Origin of the sequence: Gillisia hiemivivida, from assembly GCF_007997295.1 — a bacterium.
GTDB lineage: Bacteria > Bacteroidota > Bacteroidia > Flavobacteriales > Flavobacteriaceae > Gillisia > Gillisia hiemivivida.
The window spans coordinates 124,366-142,772 of sequence record NZ_VORY01000005.1 but is presented as its reverse complement, the minus strand read 5'-3'; the positions used below and the strand labels follow the sequence as shown (position 1 = coordinate 142,772).

General features: G+C 34.8%; 16 protein-coding genes. 7 read left to right on the top strand and 9 right to left on the bottom strand.

Annotated features, from left to right (window positions below; all coding sequences use genetic code 11):
* Positions 1–739: 739 nt before the first annotated feature.
* From serA to der, 3 genes are all read left to right on the top strand, one after another.
* Positions 740–2,632, top strand: a complete 1,893-nt coding sequence (gene serA, locus ES724_RS06905; RefSeq protein WP_146931365.1) for a phosphoglycerate dehydrogenase — start codon at positions 740–742, stop codon at positions 2,630–2,632.
* Positions 2,633–2,654: 22 nt separating this feature from the next.
* A complete protein-coding gene (locus ES724_RS06900) occupies positions 2,655–3,236 on the top strand; it encodes an RBBP9/YdeN family alpha/beta hydrolase (protein WP_146931362.1) in 582 nt (193 codons plus the stop codon).
* A 154-nt stretch (positions 3,237–3,390) separates the two neighbouring features.
* Positions 3,391–4,698 carry a ribosome biogenesis GTPase Der gene (gene der / locus ES724_RS06895; protein WP_146931359.1) on the top strand — a complete coding sequence of 436 codons (1,308 nt, stop codon included), beginning with the start codon at positions 3,391–3,393 and terminating at the stop codon, positions 4,696–4,698.
* A gap of 218 nt (positions 4,699–4,916) precedes the next feature.
* Here the strand turns inward: der and ES724_RS06890 are convergent, their stop codons facing one another.
* From ES724_RS06890 to ES724_RS06870, 5 genes are read right to left on the bottom strand one after another with little or no spacing between them, the layout of a single operon-like run.
* Positions 4,917–5,726 carry a TPM domain-containing protein gene (locus ES724_RS06890; protein WP_146931356.1) on the bottom strand — a complete coding sequence of 270 codons (810 nt, stop codon included), beginning with the start codon at positions 5,724–5,726 and terminating at the stop codon, positions 4,917–4,919.
* Positions 5,727–6,167 (bottom strand): TPM domain-containing protein, encoded by a 441-nt coding sequence (locus tag ES724_RS06885; protein WP_146931353.1) that lies wholly within the window; start codon positions 6,165–6,167, stop codon positions 5,727–5,729.
* 8 nt (positions 6,168–6,175) lie between these two features.
* Positions 6,176–6,775, bottom strand: a complete 600-nt coding sequence (locus ES724_RS06880; protein ID WP_146931350.1) for a LemA family protein — start codon at positions 6,773–6,775, stop codon at positions 6,176–6,178.
* 1 nt (position 6,776) lies between these two features.
* Complete coding sequence (locus tag ES724_RS06875; protein ID WP_026839180.1) at positions 6,777–7,106, bottom strand: MerR family transcriptional regulator; 330 nt, start codon at positions 7,104–7,106, stop codon at positions 6,777–6,779.
* The gene (locus ES724_RS06870) at positions 7,106–8,083 is read right to left on the bottom strand and encodes a M23 family metallopeptidase (RefSeq protein WP_146931348.1); all 978 of its coding nucleotides are present in this window, start codon (positions 8,081–8,083) and stop codon (positions 7,106–7,108) included. The genes ES724_RS06875 and ES724_RS06870 overlap by 1 nt, the downstream gene beginning before the upstream one ends.
* A 131-nt stretch (positions 8,084–8,214) precedes the next feature.
* On the opposite strand from ES724_RS06870, the gene alaS reads away from it, so the two are divergent.
* The 3 genes from alaS (at position 8,215) to ES724_RS06855 (ending at position 12,833) form a co-directional block, all read left to right on the top strand.
* On the top strand, positions 8,215–10,830 hold the full coding sequence (gene alaS / locus ES724_RS06865) for an alanine--tRNA ligase (RefSeq protein WP_146931345.1): 2,616 nt from the start codon (positions 8,215–8,217) through the stop codon (positions 10,828–10,830).
* Between the two features lie 36 nt (positions 10,831–10,866).
* On the top strand, positions 10,867–11,844 hold the full coding sequence (locus ES724_RS06860; RefSeq protein WP_146931342.1) for a GSCFA domain-containing protein: 978 nt from the start codon (positions 10,867–10,869) through the stop codon (positions 11,842–11,844).
* Positions 11,845–12,218: 374 nt separating this feature from the next.
* Positions 12,219–12,833 (top strand): DUF4230 domain-containing protein, encoded by a 615-nt coding sequence (locus tag ES724_RS06855; protein WP_146931339.1) that lies wholly within the window; start codon positions 12,219–12,221, stop codon positions 12,831–12,833.
* A gap of 271 nt (positions 12,834–13,104) precedes the next feature.
* Here ES724_RS06855 and ES724_RS06850 read toward each other — a convergent pair whose 3' ends face one another.
* The 4 genes from ES724_RS06850 to ES724_RS16465 form a co-directional block, all read right to left on the bottom strand.
* Entirely contained in the window at positions 13,105–14,862 is a 1,758-nt protein-coding gene (locus ES724_RS06850; protein WP_146931336.1) for an aromatic amino acid hydroxylase, read from the bottom strand.
* A 123-nt stretch (positions 14,863–14,985) separates the two neighbouring features.
* The gene (locus tag ES724_RS06845) at positions 14,986–15,528 is read right to left on the bottom strand and encodes a DUF4136 domain-containing protein (protein ID WP_146931333.1); all 543 of its coding nucleotides are present in this window, start codon (positions 15,526–15,528) and stop codon (positions 14,986–14,988) included.
* Positions 15,529–15,556: 28 nt separating this feature from the next.
* The gene (locus ES724_RS06840; RefSeq protein ID WP_146931330.1) at positions 15,557–17,596 is read right to left on the bottom strand and encodes a urocanate hydratase; all 2,040 of its coding nucleotides are present in this window, start codon (positions 17,594–17,596) and stop codon (positions 15,557–15,559) included.
* A 61-nt stretch (positions 17,597–17,657) separates the two neighbouring features.
* Positions 17,658–17,825: a DUF5522 domain-containing protein gene (locus ES724_RS16465; RefSeq protein WP_170249857.1), complete on the bottom strand. Its 168-nt coding sequence runs from the start codon at positions 17,823–17,825 to the stop codon at positions 17,658–17,660.
* A gap of 32 nt (positions 17,826–17,857) precedes the next feature.
* On the opposite strand from ES724_RS16465, the gene ES724_RS06835 reads away from it, so the two are divergent.
* Positions 17,858–18,184, top strand: a complete 327-nt coding sequence (locus tag ES724_RS06835) for a hypothetical protein (RefSeq protein ID WP_146931327.1) — start codon at positions 17,858–17,860, stop codon at positions 18,182–18,184.
* The last annotated feature ends 223 nt before the right edge of the window (positions 18,185–18,407 follow it).

Sequence of the window (18,407 nt, the reverse complement as noted above, 5' to 3'; positions counted from 1 at the left end):
TCAAGATATTTTAATTCCCTTAGATGTAAGTAGATAATTATATAAACGACCTAATGCTGGATCATGGCTCAGAATAAGTATATAGCTAGATATAATAGCGATAGAATATTTATGAGATCTAAAGGATCAAACTGGAAGATGGAAATCTAAAAAATAAATTTCAAAATTTACCCCTTTAAGATTAGAGATCATAAAGTTACCAGTAACTAAAACTCTAATAATATTTGCCCTACTATTAACGGAAGACCCGAGAAACTTTTTAAAAATAGTTTCTTGGGTTTTTTATTGAATTTAATCCCTCATTGAGGGCTTAACCCGCCTGACCGGCTGGGCAGGTTCCCCGAGGCCTGCCCGAAACATTCAGTCGGGCTTGCATCAAATTTTTAAAAGTATTTTCCTCCCGAACCATCGAGACATACCTCGTGGGCCCGCCCGTACCGTTCGGGCGGGCTTGCCCCGAGGTTCTTGATTTGAAACCTTCAATTTTGTGGATATAGTTGTTAATTCAGCTGAATTGATATTTTTTCAGAAATGACATAATGGAATATTTTAATTACCAGATATCAAAAAAATTACATTTTATTCAGAAATAATCCATGTAAATTATCGAATCCATAACTATAGTCAGCATCTCTTTTTAATCGTTAATTTCAACTTAATTAATTTGCTTTAGCGCTTTAATTACTCTTAAAAATGGTAGTTTTAAGCCTTTGAAAAAAACATTTCGAATATTGTATTTATGGAGATTAAGAGAAATTATGTGATAGATTTTGATAGCACTTTTACTCAAGTAGAAGCCCTAGATATTCTTGGAGAGATCTCCTTAAGTGGAGATAAAAACAAAAAGGAAAAACTGGAAGAATTAAAATCTCTTACAGATCGCGGAATGGAGGGTGGCTTGTCATTTAGAGAATCTCTAGTGCAGCGTTTAAAATTATTGAATGCTAAAAAAGCACATCTTGAACCATTAATAGAAACCTTAAAAACTAGAATTTCTACCTCATTTGTTAGGAACGAATCTTTTTTTGAAGAGAATAAAGAAGATATTTATATCATTTCCAATGGTTTCAAAGAGTTTATAATTCCAATTGTAAAAGAACTTGGACTTAAAGCCGATCATGTTTTTGCAAACGATTTTGTTTTTGATGACGCAGATAATATTATAAGTTTTAATAAGGATAATGTTCTTTCTTCTAATAATGGCAAAGTAGAACAGCTAAAATTGATGGATCTACAGGGAGATGTTTATGTAATTGGAGATGGCTATACAGATTATGAAATTAAAGCAGCAGGCCTAGCAAATAAATTCTATGCTTTTACAGAAAACGTAGAAAGAGATAGCGTTTTGAAAAAAGCTGACCATATTACACCAAGTTTAGATGAATTCTTATATATGCATAAAATGAATAAAGCTATTTCTTATCCTAAGAACAGAATAAAGGTGATGCTTTTGGAAAACATCCATCCAGATGCTTTGAAAATATTAAAGAACGAAGGTTATAATGTTACTATATATACCGGCGCGATGGATGAAGAGGAATTGTCTGAAAAGATAAAGGATGTTTCAGTTTTAGGAATACGCTCTAAAACCCAGCTAACCAAAAAAGTTCTAGCCAATGCAAATAGATTAATTGCAGTTGGAGCTTTTTGTATTGGAACTAATCAGATAGATCTTGATGCCTGCTTGGAAAAAGGAGTGGCTGTTTTTAATGCGCCCTATAGCAATACTAGAAGTGTAGTAGAATTGGCAATAGGAGAAATTATTCTTTTAATGCGGAATCTTCCAGATAAGATCTCCAAAATGCATGATGGGAACTGGGACAAGTCTGCCAGTAATAGTTTTGAGATTCGCGGAAAAAAACTAGGGATTGTAGGATATGGAAATATTGGTTCTCAACTTTCTATTCTTGCTGAAGCCATTGGATTCGATGTTTATTATTATGACCTGGTTGAAAAATTAGCTTTAGGGAACGCAACAAAATGTAGTAGTCTAGAGGAATTGTTGAAGAAATCTGATATTGTTAGTTTACATGTAGATGGAAGAAAAGAGAATAAAGATCTTATTTCTGCAAAACAGTTTGAGCAGATGAAAGAAGGGGTGATCTTACTAAATTTAAGTAGAGGTCATGTGGTTGAGATTGAATCTCTTCAGCAAAACATAAAATCAGGGAAAGTAAGGGGAGCAGGAATAGATGTTTTTCCTGAAGAACCAAAAACAAATAACGACACTTTTGAGTCAGCTTTAAGAAATTTACCAAACGTGATCTTAACTCCACATATTGGAGGTAGCACAGAAGAAGCACAGGTGAATATAGGGAATTTTGTTCCTGGGAAGATTATAGATTATATAAATACAGGAGGAACAACCAACTCTGTGAATTTCCCTAATCTACAATTACCTATTTTAGAGAATGCCCATAGATTGATCCATATTCATATGAATAGACCAGGGATCATCGCCAAAATTAATAAGATACTTGCGGCCCATGATATTAATATTGTTGGACAATATCTTAAAACCAATGAGACCATTGGATATGTAATTACAGATATAGATAAGGCTTACGACACAGAGGTTATTAAAGAATTGAAAAAGATAGAACACACAATTAAGTTTAGAGTGCTTTATTAATGACTATATTAAATTATTCTGAATGACGCTTAATAATGCCTTAAGGAAGTATACAGAAAAGTACCAGTTTCTTAATGTCCCGGGGATTGGGGATTCTGGAGAAAACCATTGGCACACCCAATGGGAAAATTTGTTTCCTGAAATTAAAAGAGTAGTTCAGAAAGATTGGGAAAACCCAGATAGAGAAGCTTGGGTAAAAAATTTAGAATCTTATATTCAGAAGTATAGCGAGAAACCTATTATACTAATCTCACATAGCCTTGGTGGCGGCGCTGTAATTCATGCCGATCATTTGAATAAACTAAATGGCGTAAAAGGGGTTTTTATGGTGGCTTTGCCAGATATAGAACGGGATGATTTTCCAAAAGAATGTTCAGGTTTTGTACCCATGCCGAAAAGCAAATTATTTATTCCTGGGATCATGGTCTCTAGCGAAAACGATGAGTGGTGCGCTATAGAGGTTGCTGAAAAATGGTCTGATCGCTTGGCCATCCCCCTTATAAATATTGGAAAAAAGAATCATATCTGCGGAGCTGAAGAATTTGAAATCTGGGAAGAAGGAAAAGAATTACTTGTGAATTTTTTGGATTCTTTAAATGATTGAATCAGTGAAAACTAATTCTATTTCACCAAAAATATTTTATTTTTAAAAAGTAGTTTAAATTGCTTTTTTGCATTCTTATACACAGGACTTCTTTCTACCTTATTATTCAACTAAAAACCCTAATTTTGCAGCCTAATTTAAGATTAAAGTCGATATGGGCAATATAGTAGCCATTGTGGGAAGACCAAACGTAGGTAAATCCACTTTTTTTAACCGATTAATTCAACGCCGTGAGGCTATTGTGGATTCGGTAAGTGGGGTAACCCGAGACCGTCATTATGGAAAATCCGACTGGAATGGTCAAGTATTCTCCCTTATTGATACTGGTGGATACGTTAAAGGTAGTGATGATATTTTTGAAGCAGAGATCGATAAGCAGGTAATACTAGCTATAGAAGAAGCAGATGCTATTATCTTTATGGTAGATGTAGAATCTGGAGTTACTGGGATGGATGAAGATGTGGCAAATTTGCTTAGAAAGCAAGATAAGCCGGTATTGTTAGCTGTTAATAAGGTAGATAATTCTAAAAGACTGGAAAATGCAGTAGAATTCTATTCTTTAGGATTAGGAGAATTATATCCAATTGCTAGTACCAGTGGAAGTGGAACTGGAGAATTATTAGATGCATTAATAGAGATATTGCCAGAATTAGAAGATGAGGAAGAATCTGAATTACCTCGTTTTGCGGTAGTAGGAAGACCAAATGCAGGAAAATCTTCTTTTATAAACGCATTGATCGGGGAAGAGAGATATATTGTAACCGATGTTGCCGGAACTACTAGAGATGCAATTGACACAAAATATAATAGATACGGATTCGAATTTAATTTGGTAGATACTGCCGGAATTAGAAGAAAATCTAAAGTAAAAGAAGATCTGGAATTTTATTCTGTAATGAGATCTGTTCGAGCAATAGAAAATTGTGATGTGTGTCTTATTATTTTAGATGCAACCAGAGGTTTTGATGGTCAAGTCCAAAACATTTTCTGGCTTGCACAACGTAATAGAAAAGGAATCGTGATCTTGGTTAATAAATGGGATTTGGTTGAAGATAAGGAAACCAATACTATGAAAGAATATGAGCGCAGAATTAGAAGTGAAATTGAACCTTTTACAGATGTGCCAATTGTATTTATTTCGGTATTAACTAAGCAAAGAATCTTCAAGGCGATAGAAACTGCAGTTGAAGTATTTAAAAACAGAAGCAAGAAAATTAAAACTAGCGAGCTTAACGAGCGCATGTTGCCAATTATAGAAAGTTATCCTCCTCCGGCTTGGAAAGGGAAATATGTAAAGATCAAGTTCTGTATGCAATTGCCTACTCCACAGCCTCAGTTTGCATTTTTCTGTAATCTTCCACAGTATGTAAGAGACCCATATAAGCGTTATTTAGAAAATAAACTAAGAGAAGAGTACGACTTTAAAGGAGTACCGGTATCTGTATATTTTAGAAAGAAGTAACTTTTTCTAAAATCTAAATTCAATAAAAAAATCCCAAAAGATATTAATCTTTTGGGATTTTTTCTATTTATAATGTTTTCGTTTTAGACTTAGGTTTCTGTTTTAAAAATTAAATCTAATAAGTCTTTTAACTGAGATTCAGAATATTTAAATTCTGCTAACTGCTAACTGCTAACTGCTAACTGCTAACTGCTAATTATTTATTGTTAACTGAGTAATTACCAACTTCCGCCGGCACCACCACCACCAAAGCCACCGCCGCCGAAGCCACCACCAAAGCCGCCTCCGCCGCCACCAAAGCCACCGCCACCACCAGAGCTACCGCCACCAAAAGCACCTCTTCCAAGACTACTTAAAATAATAGCATCTAATATTGTGCTTCCCATTCCGCCTCTGCTTCCCGGTCCGCCTTTATTGTTTCGGTTCTTTTTCGCCAAGGAAATAAGAAAAATCACGAAGAAAATTCCCATCACAATTAAATTGATAGGGATCCCTGAAGGTTTATTCTCCCTTACCGGAGAACCTTCAAAACTTCCGTCTAAAACTTGAAATATTGCAGTAGTTCCTTGATCCAATCCACCATAAAAGGAACCATTTTTAAATTCAGGCAGAATGATGTTTTCTATAATGTCTTTTGTGTTATAATCGGTTAGATACTCTTCTAAGCCATACCCAGTGGTGATCCATATTTTTCTATCTACTTTAGAAAGCAAGATCAGTAATCCATTATCTTCTTTAGCTTGCCCTATTCCCCATTCTTGCGCCCATTTTGGAGCATATAAACCAATATATTCTCCATTTAGGGATTCTATTGTGGCAATTACAATTTGTGTGGAAGTGGTATCTGCGTAATTAATTAGTTTTTGCTCCAGTAACTGCTCTTCAGAAGGAGTTAGCATATCTGCAGAGTCATAAACACTGGTTTCCTTTTTAGGTTTGGGTGGAACGTCCAATTGTGCGACCGCATCAATTGAAAATGAAAGTAAAAATAAAAAAGTTATTAGAAATGAAAATTTGGAATTCAGCATTTATCCTTTAGATATAGTGTTGGAGAGTTCATTTGTGCCATCTTCGTTCCAGGGAAAATGTGTTTGTAATTCTTTTCCGGCTTTTAAGATTCCATCTATAAGACCTTGTTTGAAATTACCGGATTTAAATTGGGCAACAATAGCGTCTTTAGTGCTCTCCCAAAAATCTGTTGGAACTACTTTGTTAATCCCGCTATCACCATAAATTACAAAATCCCGATCTTCAACCGCAACGTAGATAAGAACTCCATTCTCCTCCTTGGTGTTATCCATTTTTAAGAGATGAAAAACTTCCATGGAGCGTTCGAAAATATCTGTAGCTCCATGGGTTTTTTCTATATGTACGCGGATCTCTCCGGAAGTAGCTTTTTCTGCCTTCCTTATCGCCTCAACAATTTCTCCTTCATCTTGTTTGGTCAAAAAATCTTCTACTTTACTCATATTAAGATCTATTTAAAATCGAATTCTACATCCGGAGCATCCTCAGATCCTAAATCGGCTTCGTATCTCACCATCTGGTCAAATCCAAACCAACCTGCAAAAATAGTATTCGGGAATTGTCTAATGTACTTATTGAATTCAGTAACAGCTGCATTGTAGCGATCTCTTGCTACATTAATTCTATTCTCTGTTCCTTCTAATTGAGATTGTAACTGAAGAAAGTTTTGATTTGCTTTTAACTCAGGATAACGTTCTACTGTAACTAAAAGCCTTGATAAAGCTGAAGAAACGCCACCTTGTGCTTGTTGGAATTGAGCCATTTGCTCGGGAGTAATATTGGTTGGATCTATTGTTACTCCCGTAGCCTTAGATCTGGCCTCAATAACATCTGTAAGTGTTCCTCTTTCGAAATCTGCTGCCCCTTTTACAGTATTTACCAAGTTCCCAATAAGGTCGTTTCTACGTTGATAGGAACTTTCCACATTGGACCAAGTCTCTCTAGCATCTTCCTGTTTTACAATTGCTGTGTTGTTAAATCCTACAGTGGTACTGTAAATTATAATACCTAAGACAATAATCGCAATTGTCGGGATAAGCCATTTTTTCATGTTATAGTTGATTTTTGATTTTTGTTAATTCAGATTTTACGGTCTGTAGTTTACGTATAATTTCAAAGTTACTAAGAGTTTTTTTCTTTTCTTCTTTTAAATGAATTTTTGCGCCTTCTAAAGTAAAACCACGCTCTTTTACAAGATGATAGATAAGTTCAAGATTTTTAATATCCTGAGGCGTAAATAGCCTATTGCCTTTCGCATTCTTTTTTGGTTTTAGAGCATCGAACTCTTTTTCCCAAAATCTAATAAGCGAGGTGTTAACTCCAAAAGCTTCGGCAACTTCGCCAATGGCATAGTATCTTTTTTCCGGTAGGTTTATATGCATTAATCCAGAGATTGGTTTTCTTGTTGCGCCTTGATTAGGACCTGATCAAATTCCTCGGGAGAAAGATTTCCGTAGTAAAAGTTTATAGGATTTATTCGATCTTCATTCATGAAGATCTCATAGTGTAGGTGAGGGGCTTCTGATCGTCCTGTGCTTCCCACAAATCCAATGACATCCCCGCGCTTCACTTTTTGTCCCTTACGAACATTATATTTATACAAATGCCCATAGAGACTGGTATAGCCATACCCATGATCTATTCTAATATGATTTCCATAACCTGTAGATCTATTATCTGCACGTTCTATACGACCATCTCCGGTAGCATACACCGGCGTGCCTCTTGGTGCAGAAAAGTCCATTCCATAATGGAATTTTTTAACTTTAGTAAATGGATCATTTCTCCATCCATAACCAGAAGCAATACGTTTTAAATTTTCATTTTTCACAGGTTGGATAGCAGGAATTGCTGCTAGTAATTTTTCTTTTTCTTCAGCAAGAACTGCAATTTCATCTAAAGATTTAGACTGTACCACAATTTGCTTGGAAAGAATGTCCATTCTACGATTGGTTTCTGTAATTAATTTAGAGTTTTCGTAGCCTTCTAAATTTTTATAACGGTTAATCCCTCCAAATCCAGCTTTACGTTGTTCTTCTGGAATGGGATTAGATTCAAAATACAATCTATAGATGTTATTGTCTCTGTCTTCTACATTAGCCAAGACATTCTCGATCTGATCCATTTTTTTGTTGACTATATTATACTGTAATTGCATGTTTTGCAATTCTCGTTTAAGAGCCATTTCCTTGGGCGTCTCAATTTGAGGAATATTAATATAGATAACCAATAAAATAAAACCAGCTAGAAAAGCTCCGGCAACTCCAATAAGAGCAAAACCGAATTTTCTTCCACTTTTATGTGCTATTTTTTTATATGAAAGCGTTTCACTATCGTAATAATATTTAACCTTCGACATATATTAAAATTATGCTATTTTTGCGAGTATATAATCTTGCAAAAATCATGCAATGGGTAATGAGTAACGAACAAATATAAAAATTGTTTTCTCATCCTCCAATTAATTAATTATTTGACTCTTTTCCGCATATGAAATCTCAAGAGATACGTTCAAAATACCTCGAATTTTTTCAATCTAAATCCCATGAAATTGTAGCTTCTGCTCCAATGGTCATTAAGGACGATCCAACCTTGATGTTTACCAACGCAGGAATGAACCAATTTAAGGAATATTTCCTAGGAAATACCGTGCCAAAGCATAATAGGGTTACAGATACTCAAAAATGTCTTCGTGTTAGCGGGAAACACAACGATTTGGAGGAAGTTGGGATGGATACTTACCATCATACAATGTTTGAGATGCTAGGGAATTGGAGTTTCGGAGATTATTTTAAGACAGAAGCAATTCATTTTGCTTGGGAGCTGTTAACAGAGGTTTTTAAAGTTAAAAAGGATCTATTATATGTTTCTGTTTTCGAAGGATCTTCAGACAATGATAATCTAGGATTGGACCAAGAAGCATATGATCTTTGGAAAGAAATTGTTCCTGAAGAGCGAATTATCTACGGTGATAAAAAAGATAATTTTTGGGAAATGGGAGATCAGGGACCATGTGGACCATGTTCTGAAATTCATGTGGATCTTAGAACTGAAGAAGAAAAAGCAGCGGTTCCCGGAAGAGATCTTGTAAATGCAGATCATCCTCAGGTGGTAGAGATCTGGAATCTTGTTTTTATGGAATTCAACCGAAAAGCAGATGGTTCGCTTGAAAAGCTTCCAGCACAACACGTAGATACAGGAATGGGCTTTGAACGCTTATGTATGGTGCTTCAGGATAAGAAATCTAATTACGATACCGATGTCTTTACTCCGCTAATTTCTAGCATAGAAAAGGTAACAAGCTCAACTTATGGGGAATCTGAGAAAACAGATATTGCGATAAGAGTAGTTGCAGATCATATTCGTGCAGTTGCATTTTCTATTGCAGATGGTCAATTACCAAGCAATACTGGCGCAGGATATGTAATAAGACGTATTTTGAGAAGAGCAATTAGATATGGATTTACCTTCCTTAATATTAAGGAACCTTTTATCTATAAATTGGTTGCCACTTTAAGCAATCAAATGGGAGAAGCTTTCCCAGAGCTTAAATCTCAAAAATCTTTAATTGAAAATGTAATCAGAGAAGAAGAGCAGTCTTTTTTAAGAACTTTGGATCAAGGGCTTATTTTACTTGAAAAGATCATTGATGAAACTGAAGGTGAGGTTGTTTCAGGAAAAAAAGCATTCGAGCTTTTTGACACCTTTGGCTTCCCAATAGATCTTACAGCCCTTATATTAAGAGAACGTGGTTATAGCCTAGATGAAAATGAATTTAATGCCGAATTAAAACAACAAAAAGATAGATCCAGAGCTGCATCTGTAGTTACTGCTGGAGATTGGACTGTTCGTGGAAAAGAAGATGTTAACCCATTTGTAGGTTATGATCTTGTAGAGTCGCCGGTAGAAATTACCAGATATAGAAAGGTTGATAGTAAGAAAGACGGTCAATTATTTCAAATAGTATTAAATAAGACACCATTCTACCCAGAAGGTGGAGGACAAGTAGGGGATAAGGGATTTCTGTTAAGTCTGGATGCTGAAAAGATTGGGGTTATTGATACTAAAAAAGAAAATAATTTAATTATCCATTTTACTAAAACCTTACCTAAAGACTTATCTGGTTTATTAATGGCTAAGGTAGATACTACTAAAAGAAGAAGAACAGAAGCAAATCATACTGCTACCCATTTACTACATCAGGCATTAAGACATGTTCTTGGAATTCATGTAGAGCAAAAAGGATCTATGGTGAATCATGATCATTTAAGATTCGATTTTTCTCATTTTAGCAAACTTACTTCCGAAGAATTAACCAAAGTAGAACATTTTGTTAACTCAAGAATTCAGGAGCAAATTAAATTAAATGAGCAACGTGATTTAACTTACGATGAAGCTATAGGTCAAGGTGCGATTGCTTTATTTGGAGAAAAATATGGGGATTCTGTAAGAGCTATAAAATTTGGAAATTCTATGGAACTTTGTGGTGGGACTCATGTAAATAATACGGCAGAGATCTGGTATTTTAAGATCACTTCTGAAGGTGCTGTTGCAGCAGGAATAAGAAGAATTGAAGCCATAACTGGAGATGCTGTTAAGAGGTACTTTACAGAGCAAACTTCAGTTTTAAGTGAAATCTCAGCTGAGCTGAAGAATACTAACAATCCTATAAAAGCGATTCAAAATATTCAGGAAGAAAATGCAAACCTTAAGAAACAGTTAGATGTTTTATTGAGAGAGAAAGCAAAAGATCTAAAAGGGGAACTACAAAAGGAAATAACTGAAATCAATGGAATTTCTTTTCTAGCTAAAAAAGTAGATCTAGATGCTGGTGGAATAAAAGATCTTGCATTTCAGCTTGGTGAAAATAATGACAATTTATTTTTATTACTGGGAGCAGAAAATGATGGAAAGGCTCTACTTTCCTGCTTTATTTCTAAAGAATTGGTAAAGCAGAAGAATTTAGATGCAGGAAAAGTGGTTAGAGAATTAGGGAAATATATCCAAGGAGGCGGTGGGGGCCAAGCATTTTTTGCAACTGCAGGAGGCAAGAATCCGCAAGGAATTGCTGAAGCTTTGGAAAATGCCAAAAGCTTTTTAGAGTAAAGAGCTTTTTACAAATAGGAACAGAGATATAAGAAAATGAAATTCAGGACATCTGTACCCGTAATAGAACAAGAACCTAAAATAAATCATACTTCTAAGATCTTACTTTTAGGTTCTTGTTTTGTTGAAAATATTGGAAAGAAGCTGGATTACTATCAATTTCAGAACCTTCGAAATCCATTTGGAATTTTTTACCATCCCGGAGCAATTGGTAATTTCATTGAAAAAGTTGCTACTTCTTATAATTATGAAGACAAAGATGTATTCTATCACAACGAACAGTGGCATTGTTTTGATGCTCATTCCTGTTTAAATTCTTCAAATAAAAAAGAATTGTTATTTCAATTAAATGAAGGGGTTCAAAAAACACGCTCTTTTATAGAAAATGCTACCCATATTGTGTTCACTCTTGGGACTTCATGGTATTATAAAGAGGAGGAAACAGGCCTTTCTGTAGCCAATTGCCATAAATTAGACCAAAAAAATTTTAAAAAAGAACTGCTTTCAGTTAAAGAAATTGAAGATGTTTTCAACAATACATTTCAATGTTTATTAACAATAAATCCTGACATTAAAATAATATTTACTGTTTCTCCAGTGCGTCACCTTAAAGATGGGTTTGTTGAAAATCAGCAAAGTAAAGCACATTTACTTACAGGAATTCATCAGTTTATAGCAGCACAAAAAACAACTAATGCAGATTCTTGTTTCTATTTTCCTGCTTATGAAATTATGCTGGATGAGCTAAGGGATTATAGGTTTTATGCCGAAGATATGCTGCATCCCAATTCTCTTGCGATAGACTATATCTGGTCACATTTTACTGAAGGATGGATAGCGAAAAAAGCATTAGAATTATTTAAATCTATTGAAATAATTCATAGTGGTTTAGGACATAAACCTTTCAACGAAAACTCAGAAAAGCATCAGCTCTTTTTAAAAAATTTGGAGGATAAAATCCTTAGCTTGAAAAATAAAATACCTACCGCCACTTTTAAAAATATTCCTTTATAATTTAATTTTTGCGAAGACATTTCTGAAGAACATAATTTATGTTATCGGAATCATAATTTGTTAATAACTCTATTATAAACTTCTTATTAAACACTTGGTTTATAAGATTATAGGTTTATTTTATTAGTTTATAAGTATTGATTATAGAATTAATTTTTGTAATTTTAATTAAGTTTTAAAAGTAATATCACTTTTCACTTTGTGATTTTTGATCTGATTTTAAAACTAAGTTTCTAAAATTTGTTGGGGTAGATTTTAGAATTAATTGCTAATGGACGGGTGGGGCCGTCCATTAGCTTTTTTTATGTCTTTCCGACTCCTTTTAATTGAAATAGCATCTAAACATATTTGTATCTTGCGTCAAAGTTTTTGACATGAGGAAAGTTTTACTTTTAGTAGTTTTAGTGATAATTGGCTTTATCGCTTATCAATATTTTGACGATAAGCAGAAAGATAAAGATCAACTAATTGAAAGTACGGGTTTGATTGAGAAACAGATCAAAAATGTTGGAAAATTAGTAGTTACAGAAGGTAACTTTGCTCAGGTGTTCTCATATAAAGATTCTAAAAAGTTCTATTTAGATGTGCTTTCTGCAAGGAAAAAAGCATTGATTATTGTAAATGCAGAAGTAACTATTGCATATGATCTAAGTAAGCTTAAAACGGAAATTGATCCTAAAACGAAAACGGTTACCATAACTTTTATTCCCGAAGAAGAGATCTCTATAAATCCAAATATTCAATATTACGATGTAACTCAGGATTATCTAAATCAGTTTGAAGCAGAAGATTATAACAATATTAAGAAGAGAATAGAGAAGTCCTTAAAGACGAAAATAGAAAAGTCGACTCTCAAGTCCAATGCTGAAAACAGGTTGATCAGTGAGCTCCAAAAGATATATATTCTCACAAATACAATGGGGTGGACCTTGGAATATAATGGCAATGAGATTGAAAGTTCTGATTCTATGGAATCCTTGAAGTTTTAGTTTTATCTTCTCCAAGCTTTAACTTCAGCTGCAATTTTAAAAAAAAATCGAATTTCTATTCTCAATATTTTCCAACTAGTTCTCTGAGCACTCTTCTATTCTTTTGGCTAAGTTGCAAATTGATTATTGTTTGAATACTCTTTTATTTTTTTTCAAGCCGCTTCTTTACTTGGCTTTTGACGGTTCCAAATTAGTAGTATGCAAAACCCCTATCAATTATTTTAAGACATAATTGATAGGGGTTTTTAATCTAATAAGTTATTTTTTATTCTTAATCCAGAACTAGATCGTTTTCAATTAACTCCAATCCGCCATCTATAAGATGAGCCACATCTGGTCTGCGCACTTTCAATTTATTGAGATGCTCTTTAATTTCTTTAGCGAGTTTTGGATCTTGATGAAATATTAATTCATAAATTTCTACGGAAAGCAACCAATCGTTATGATGATGCTTTTGCACCAGATCGAAAGCGGCCTGAAGAGAAAATTTTGTATTGTTACCTTCTCTGCTATCCCTTACTGCTTCATATAACGATTCCAGTTCCAATTTCTCTGGATTCTTTTTACTCTTAATTGTAGTACTTGATGGGGTATGGGTTATAAGGTCGAAGGATAAAGGGTCTGCAGGGCCTGCAAATGCTGAAATCACATTCTTCCCGATCGCCATATCGTAATGTCCCCATTCTGGTTTAAATAAGGTTTCTTCACCGTGAGTAACCGTACAATCTTTAAGTCTTATAAGTATAATTTTTCCTTGTAAATTTCGAGTTCCTGTAACAATCCTTCCGCTTACTTTTATATTTCCTTCAAATTCAAAGGAAATTTTCTTTTCTTCATAAATATCATAAGCTTTAAGATCGCGGGGGCTCATATCTTCTATGGCTAAATTAATCCCCTTTAGTAACCCAATTGGGGATCCAAAACCTTCCAGATGATTATTTACGCCATGACCCACAAGTTCTTTGTCTCTATAGGATAAGGCTGTTTTTCCTGTAGTTTGAAAATATACCGGTTTGTTGTCTGATTCTATCACATTGGTGAAATCTCCAGAGATCTGTAGGCCGGTACTCAATTCTATTGATCCTAGAATTTTAGAATTAATTAATTTATTTATCCCTTCCAAGCCTCCACGTCTTAATGCCATTGAGTTCGCAAACTCTTCTAAAACACTGCTTAGGTGAGCAAAATCCGGGATCACGTATAATTGTGGCTGTGGCTTTGTAATATCAAATTCCTGTTTTGCTGCTTCAATGGAATAAGGCCTTTTCTTAACCTTATCCGTCATACACCAAGCGCTTTCACCAATAGAAGAGAGCAGTCCTGCTCCATAGATCTTAGGCTTTTCTAATGAACCGATAAGTCCATATTCTACGGTCCACCAATGAAGATTTCTTATTTGAGCCATTTCACTTGGCTCTCCCATATTATTCTGTAAATAATCTACTTTATCTTCCGCGGCTTTGATTTCTTTTTCGGGAGTATCTTCTGCCTCTTTGATTATAGATAAATGTCTAATGGCTTCATACATCTCATAATCCTTAGCATTGGAGATCGCTTTGCAGCCAATCTCACCAAATCTTCTAAGGTATTCAGCATACTCCGGATTTGCAATAATAGGGGCATGCCCTGCTCCTTCATGTATAATATCTGGTGCGGGAGTATATTCTATATGATCTATTTGTCTAATATCGCTAGCAATTACTAATACATTGTAAGCCTGGAATTCCATAAATGCAGCTGGTGGGATAAATCCATCTACAGCAACTGCTGCCCATCCTATTTCTTGCAAGATCCTATTCATTCCATACATGTTGGGAATATGATCTATAGAGATCCCGGTTTGCTTTAAGCCATCTAAATAAGATTTATGAGCCACTTTACTTAGGTATTCTACGTTTTTACGCATCACATACCTCCAAAGTGCTTGATTTATAGCGCTGTATTCGCCATAATCCTGAGGTTTAATAAATTGCTTTAGATGTGCAGGAAGCCTCTCTAAAATCTCATTAGATTCAATTTTTTCTAACATAGCTGGTAACTCATTAAATGTGAGTATAAAGATACAAAATAGGAACCCAAATATAAAGCCTTTGCTTATTTCTGAATAATAGCAAGTAATAAAAAAGCCTCCAATTTGGAGGCTTTAGTTATATTAATTTGTTTGTCCCGGAGGATATTTCTCAAAAATTTTCTCTACGATCTCGCTTATTCGCTCTTGCTTTTTATTAACTTCTTTAGCAAGTGCGGCAGTACCCATTCCTTGCCATACTAATTCTTTTCCTTCAGAATCTATAAGGTCTATATAAAGTGTTCCTTCGCTGGTTGTGCTAACAGTATTCTGTCCTGCTCCCCAGTACCAAGGATACCATCCCCAACCATAACCATATCCAAATCTATTATTTTGATAAATATTGATATTCTCTTTAGTTTTAGTGAAAATACTAACCAAAAGATCTGGTTCTTCAGACTTGGTAAAGCCTTTCGACATCATTTCTTCTTCTATAGCTCGCAAAATTCGTTTTTTGTCTAAATCTGAAATATCAGCTTTATCGATTCCGGGCTTAAAAAACGCGAAACTTTTGTACTGGCTAAAATTCACATTCTGATCGTAATCTGATGCTACCTTAACTGTATTGCATGAAGTCATGCCCACAGCTAACAACAATAGCACGGCTGTAATTTTAAAGAATTTCATAAATCAAGTTTTAAATGGTTTGTGGTCTTTATTCTGAAAACAACGCATCATCTACAAGATTTGGGATAGTTATCTTAAGTTTTGGCTCTTGATCCATCGCACGTTTTACAGAAAAAATTGCTTCCTTATTTCGTGCCCAAGACCGTCTTGCTAAACCATTATTTACATCCCAAAACAGCATAGATTTTAAGCGGTTTTCCGCTTCTATTGTACCATCAAGAACCATACCGAAACCACCATTTATAACCTCTCCCCAGCCAACGCCACCACCATTATGGATGCTCACCCAGGTAGCTCCTCTAAAGCTATCACCTATTACATTCTGGATAGCCATATCTGCCGTAAACCTTGAACCATCATAAATGTTGGAGGTCTCTCTAAAGGGAGAATCTGTTCCTGAAACATCATGATGATCTCTACCTAGAACAACAGTGCCTATTTTATTTTCTGCAATAGCATTATTAAAGGCTTTAGCAATTTCAGTTCTACCAATAGCATCGGCATAAAGAATCCTGGCTTTAGACCCAACTACCAAATTATTGGCTTTGGCATTCCTTATCCATTTTATATTATCAGATAATTGAGATTGGATCTCTTCTGGAGCATCCTTTTTTAATCTTTCTAATACTTCTGTAGCAATTTTGTCTGTTTTGTCTAGATCTTCCTGAAGTCCAGATGCACAAACCCATCTAAATGGTCCAAATCCATAATCGAAGCACATCGGACCCATAATATCTTGCACATAAGAAGGATATGCAAAAGGAGCACTTTCCAGGTCTGATGATTTAAAAGCGCTGGAATCTACAAACTCCCCATTCTTATTTTTATAAATAGTAGCACCTGCCCGAGAAGCCTCCAATAGGAATGCGTTTCCATAATCAAAGAAATAAGTTCCTTTCTTGGTGTGTTTATTTATTGCAGTAGTTTGTCTGCATAAGCTTTCCTGGACTTTAATTTTAAATTCCTTCGGATCATTAGCCATCATATCATTAGATTCCTCCAAACTCATCCCTACCGGATAATAACCACCAGCCCATGGATTATGTAATGAAGTTTGATCACTTCCTAAGTCTACGAAAAGATTCACTTTATCAAAATGTTCCCATACATCTACAATATTCCCTTGATAAGCGATGGAAACCACTTCTTTGTTATGCTTAGCTAGATTTACCCTTTTAGTTAATTCGTTAAGATCTGTAAAAACTTCATCTACCCATCCCTGAGAATGACGAGTATGAACCGCTTTCGGATTTATTTCAGCGCAAACAGTAATACATCCAGCGATATTTCCCGCTTTTGGCTGCGCTCCACTCATTCCGCCTAAACCAGAAGTGATAAAAAGTTTACCAGCTAGATCCTCCTTATTTTCGGCTATTTTTCTACCCGCATTTAATACGGTGATAGTAGTTCCATGAACAATACCTTGTGGTCCAATATACATATAGCTGCCTGCAGTCATTTGGCCATATTGAGTTACACCCAATGCATTGAATTTTTCCCAGTGATCTGGTTGGGAATAATTTGGAATCATCATTCCGTTGGTTACTACCACGCGTGGAGCATTTTTGTTGGAAGGAAATAATCCCATTGGATGTCCGGAATAAATAACCAAGGTCTGGTCATCTTCCATTTGCGCCAAATACTTCATCACCAATAAATATTGCGCCCAGTTTTGGAATACGGCACCATTTCCACCATAAGTGATTAATTCTTCAGGGTGTTGAGCAACTTTTGGATCCAAGTTATTCTGGATCATTAGCATAATAGCTCTCGCTTGCAAACAAGGTCCCGGATATTCCTCAATCGGCCTTGCATAAATATCGTAAGTCGGTTTAAATCTAAACATATAGATCCTTCCGGAGGTTTCCAATTCTTCTTTGAATTCTTCTATTAAAGTGGCGTGATGTTCTGGTTCAAAATATCGTAATGCATTTCTTAAAGCAAGATTTTTTTCTTCAGCATTTAAAATTTCTTTTCTCTTAGGGGTATGATTTACAGATAGATCATAAGTTCGTTGCTCTGGCAGTGTTGAAGGAATTCCCTGTAGGATAAGATCTTTAAAATTCATTAATGCGCTATTTTAAATTGATTTTTTTATGTAGGCTTCTTTTGAAGGAAATATCATGAAATTATATAGAGTTTGTTTTCTTATCATACCCGTAAGGGCAATGCCTACAACCACTCTCACAGCAATACCCTCTTTTTAAATGGTATTGCTCTGTAAAACACCTGTAGCCTTCTGGTGTTATATAGAAATCACCTTCCTCTAAAGGAATCTTTTTTGAAAAATTATTCATATCACAAAAATACAAATTCTTAACTTTCGCCAATGATTGTTCTGGTAAACAAATTTCTACTCGCTAAAGGTTTTAATGGGATTAGCCTATGGCCATTTATTATTGTGAAAAATAAAAGTTTTAAAAATGATCCTGTTTTACTAAATCATGAAAAGATCCATTTAAAGCAGCAAGTAGAAATGCTCATCGTGTTTTTCTATGTGTGGTACGGGATAGAATTTGGCATCAGATATCTTCAGTATAAAAATAAATTTTTAGCATACCGAAATATATCTTTTGAAAAGGAGGCTTATAGGAATGAGTTGAATATGAACTATATAAAAGACAGAAGATTTTGGGGTTTCCTGAAATATTTATAGGTATATCCACTTTTTGTACTAATAGTAATCCCGTCACCCTGAATTTATTTCAGGGTCTCAATTCACTGTAAAGATAAGGGGTTGTTAGATTCTGAATCTCCCGAAGTTTCGGAACAGAATGACGTTATTTATTAATTCATTATTATTTATGGACAATCAATATCTTTTATCTCTTCAAAAATTGACACTAGTTTTTTATATTTTCTGAATGCATTTTTTGAAT

Excerpts from the sequence above, each read along its gene's own strand:
- ES724_RS06855 (WP_146931339.1), top strand. The coding sequence starts at position 12,219 with ATGAGGAAAGTTTTACTTTTAGTAGTTTTAGTGATAATTGGCTTTATC.
- ES724_RS06835 (WP_146931327.1), top strand. The coding sequence starts at position 17,858 with ATGATTGTTCTGGTAAACAAATTTCTACTCGCTAAAGGTTTTAATGGG.
- ES724_RS06850 (WP_146931336.1), bottom strand. The coding sequence starts at position 14,862 with ATGTTAGAAAAAATTGAATCTAATGAGATTTTAGAGAGGCTTCCTGCA.
- ES724_RS16465 (WP_170249857.1), bottom strand. The coding sequence starts at position 17,825 with ATGAATAATTTTTCAAAAAAGATTCCTTTAGAGGAAGGTGATTTCTAT.
- ES724_RS06875 (WP_026839180.1), bottom strand. The coding sequence starts at position 7,106 with ATGCATATAAACCTACCGGAAAAAAGATACTATGCCATTGGCGAAGTT.
- alaS (WP_146931345.1), top strand. The coding sequence starts at position 8,215 with ATGAAATCTCAAGAGATACGTTCAAAATACCTCGAATTTTTTCAATCT.
- ES724_RS06845 (WP_146931333.1), bottom strand. The coding sequence starts at position 15,528 with ATGAAATTCTTTAAAATTACAGCCGTGCTATTGTTGTTAGCTGTGGGC.
- serA (WP_146931365.1), top strand. The coding sequence starts at position 740 with ATGGAGATTAAGAGAAATTATGTGATAGATTTTGATAGCACTTTTACT.
- ES724_RS06900 (WP_146931362.1), top strand. The coding sequence starts at position 2,655 with ATGACGCTTAATAATGCCTTAAGGAAGTATACAGAAAAGTACCAGTTT.
- ES724_RS06840 (WP_146931330.1), bottom strand. The coding sequence starts at position 17,596 with ATGAATTTTAAAGATCTTATCCTACAGGGAATTCCTTCAACACTGCCA.
- ES724_RS06890 (WP_146931356.1), bottom strand. The coding sequence starts at position 5,726 with ATGCTGAATTCCAAATTTTCATTTCTAATAACTTTTTTATTTTTACTT.
- ES724_RS06870 (WP_146931348.1), bottom strand. The coding sequence starts at position 8,083 with ATGTCGAAGGTTAAATATTATTACGATAGTGAAACGCTTTCATATAAA.
- ES724_RS06885 (WP_146931353.1), bottom strand. The coding sequence starts at position 6,167 with ATGAGTAAAGTAGAAGATTTTTTGACCAAACAAGATGAAGGAGAAATT.
- ES724_RS06860 (WP_146931342.1), top strand. The coding sequence starts at position 10,867 with ATGAAATTCAGGACATCTGTACCCGTAATAGAACAAGAACCTAAAATA.
- ES724_RS06880 (WP_146931350.1), bottom strand. The coding sequence starts at position 6,775 with ATGAAAAAATGGCTTATCCCGACAATTGCGATTATTGTCTTAGGTATT.
- der (WP_146931359.1), top strand. The coding sequence starts at position 3,391 with ATGGGCAATATAGTAGCCATTGTGGGAAGACCAAACGTAGGTAAATCC.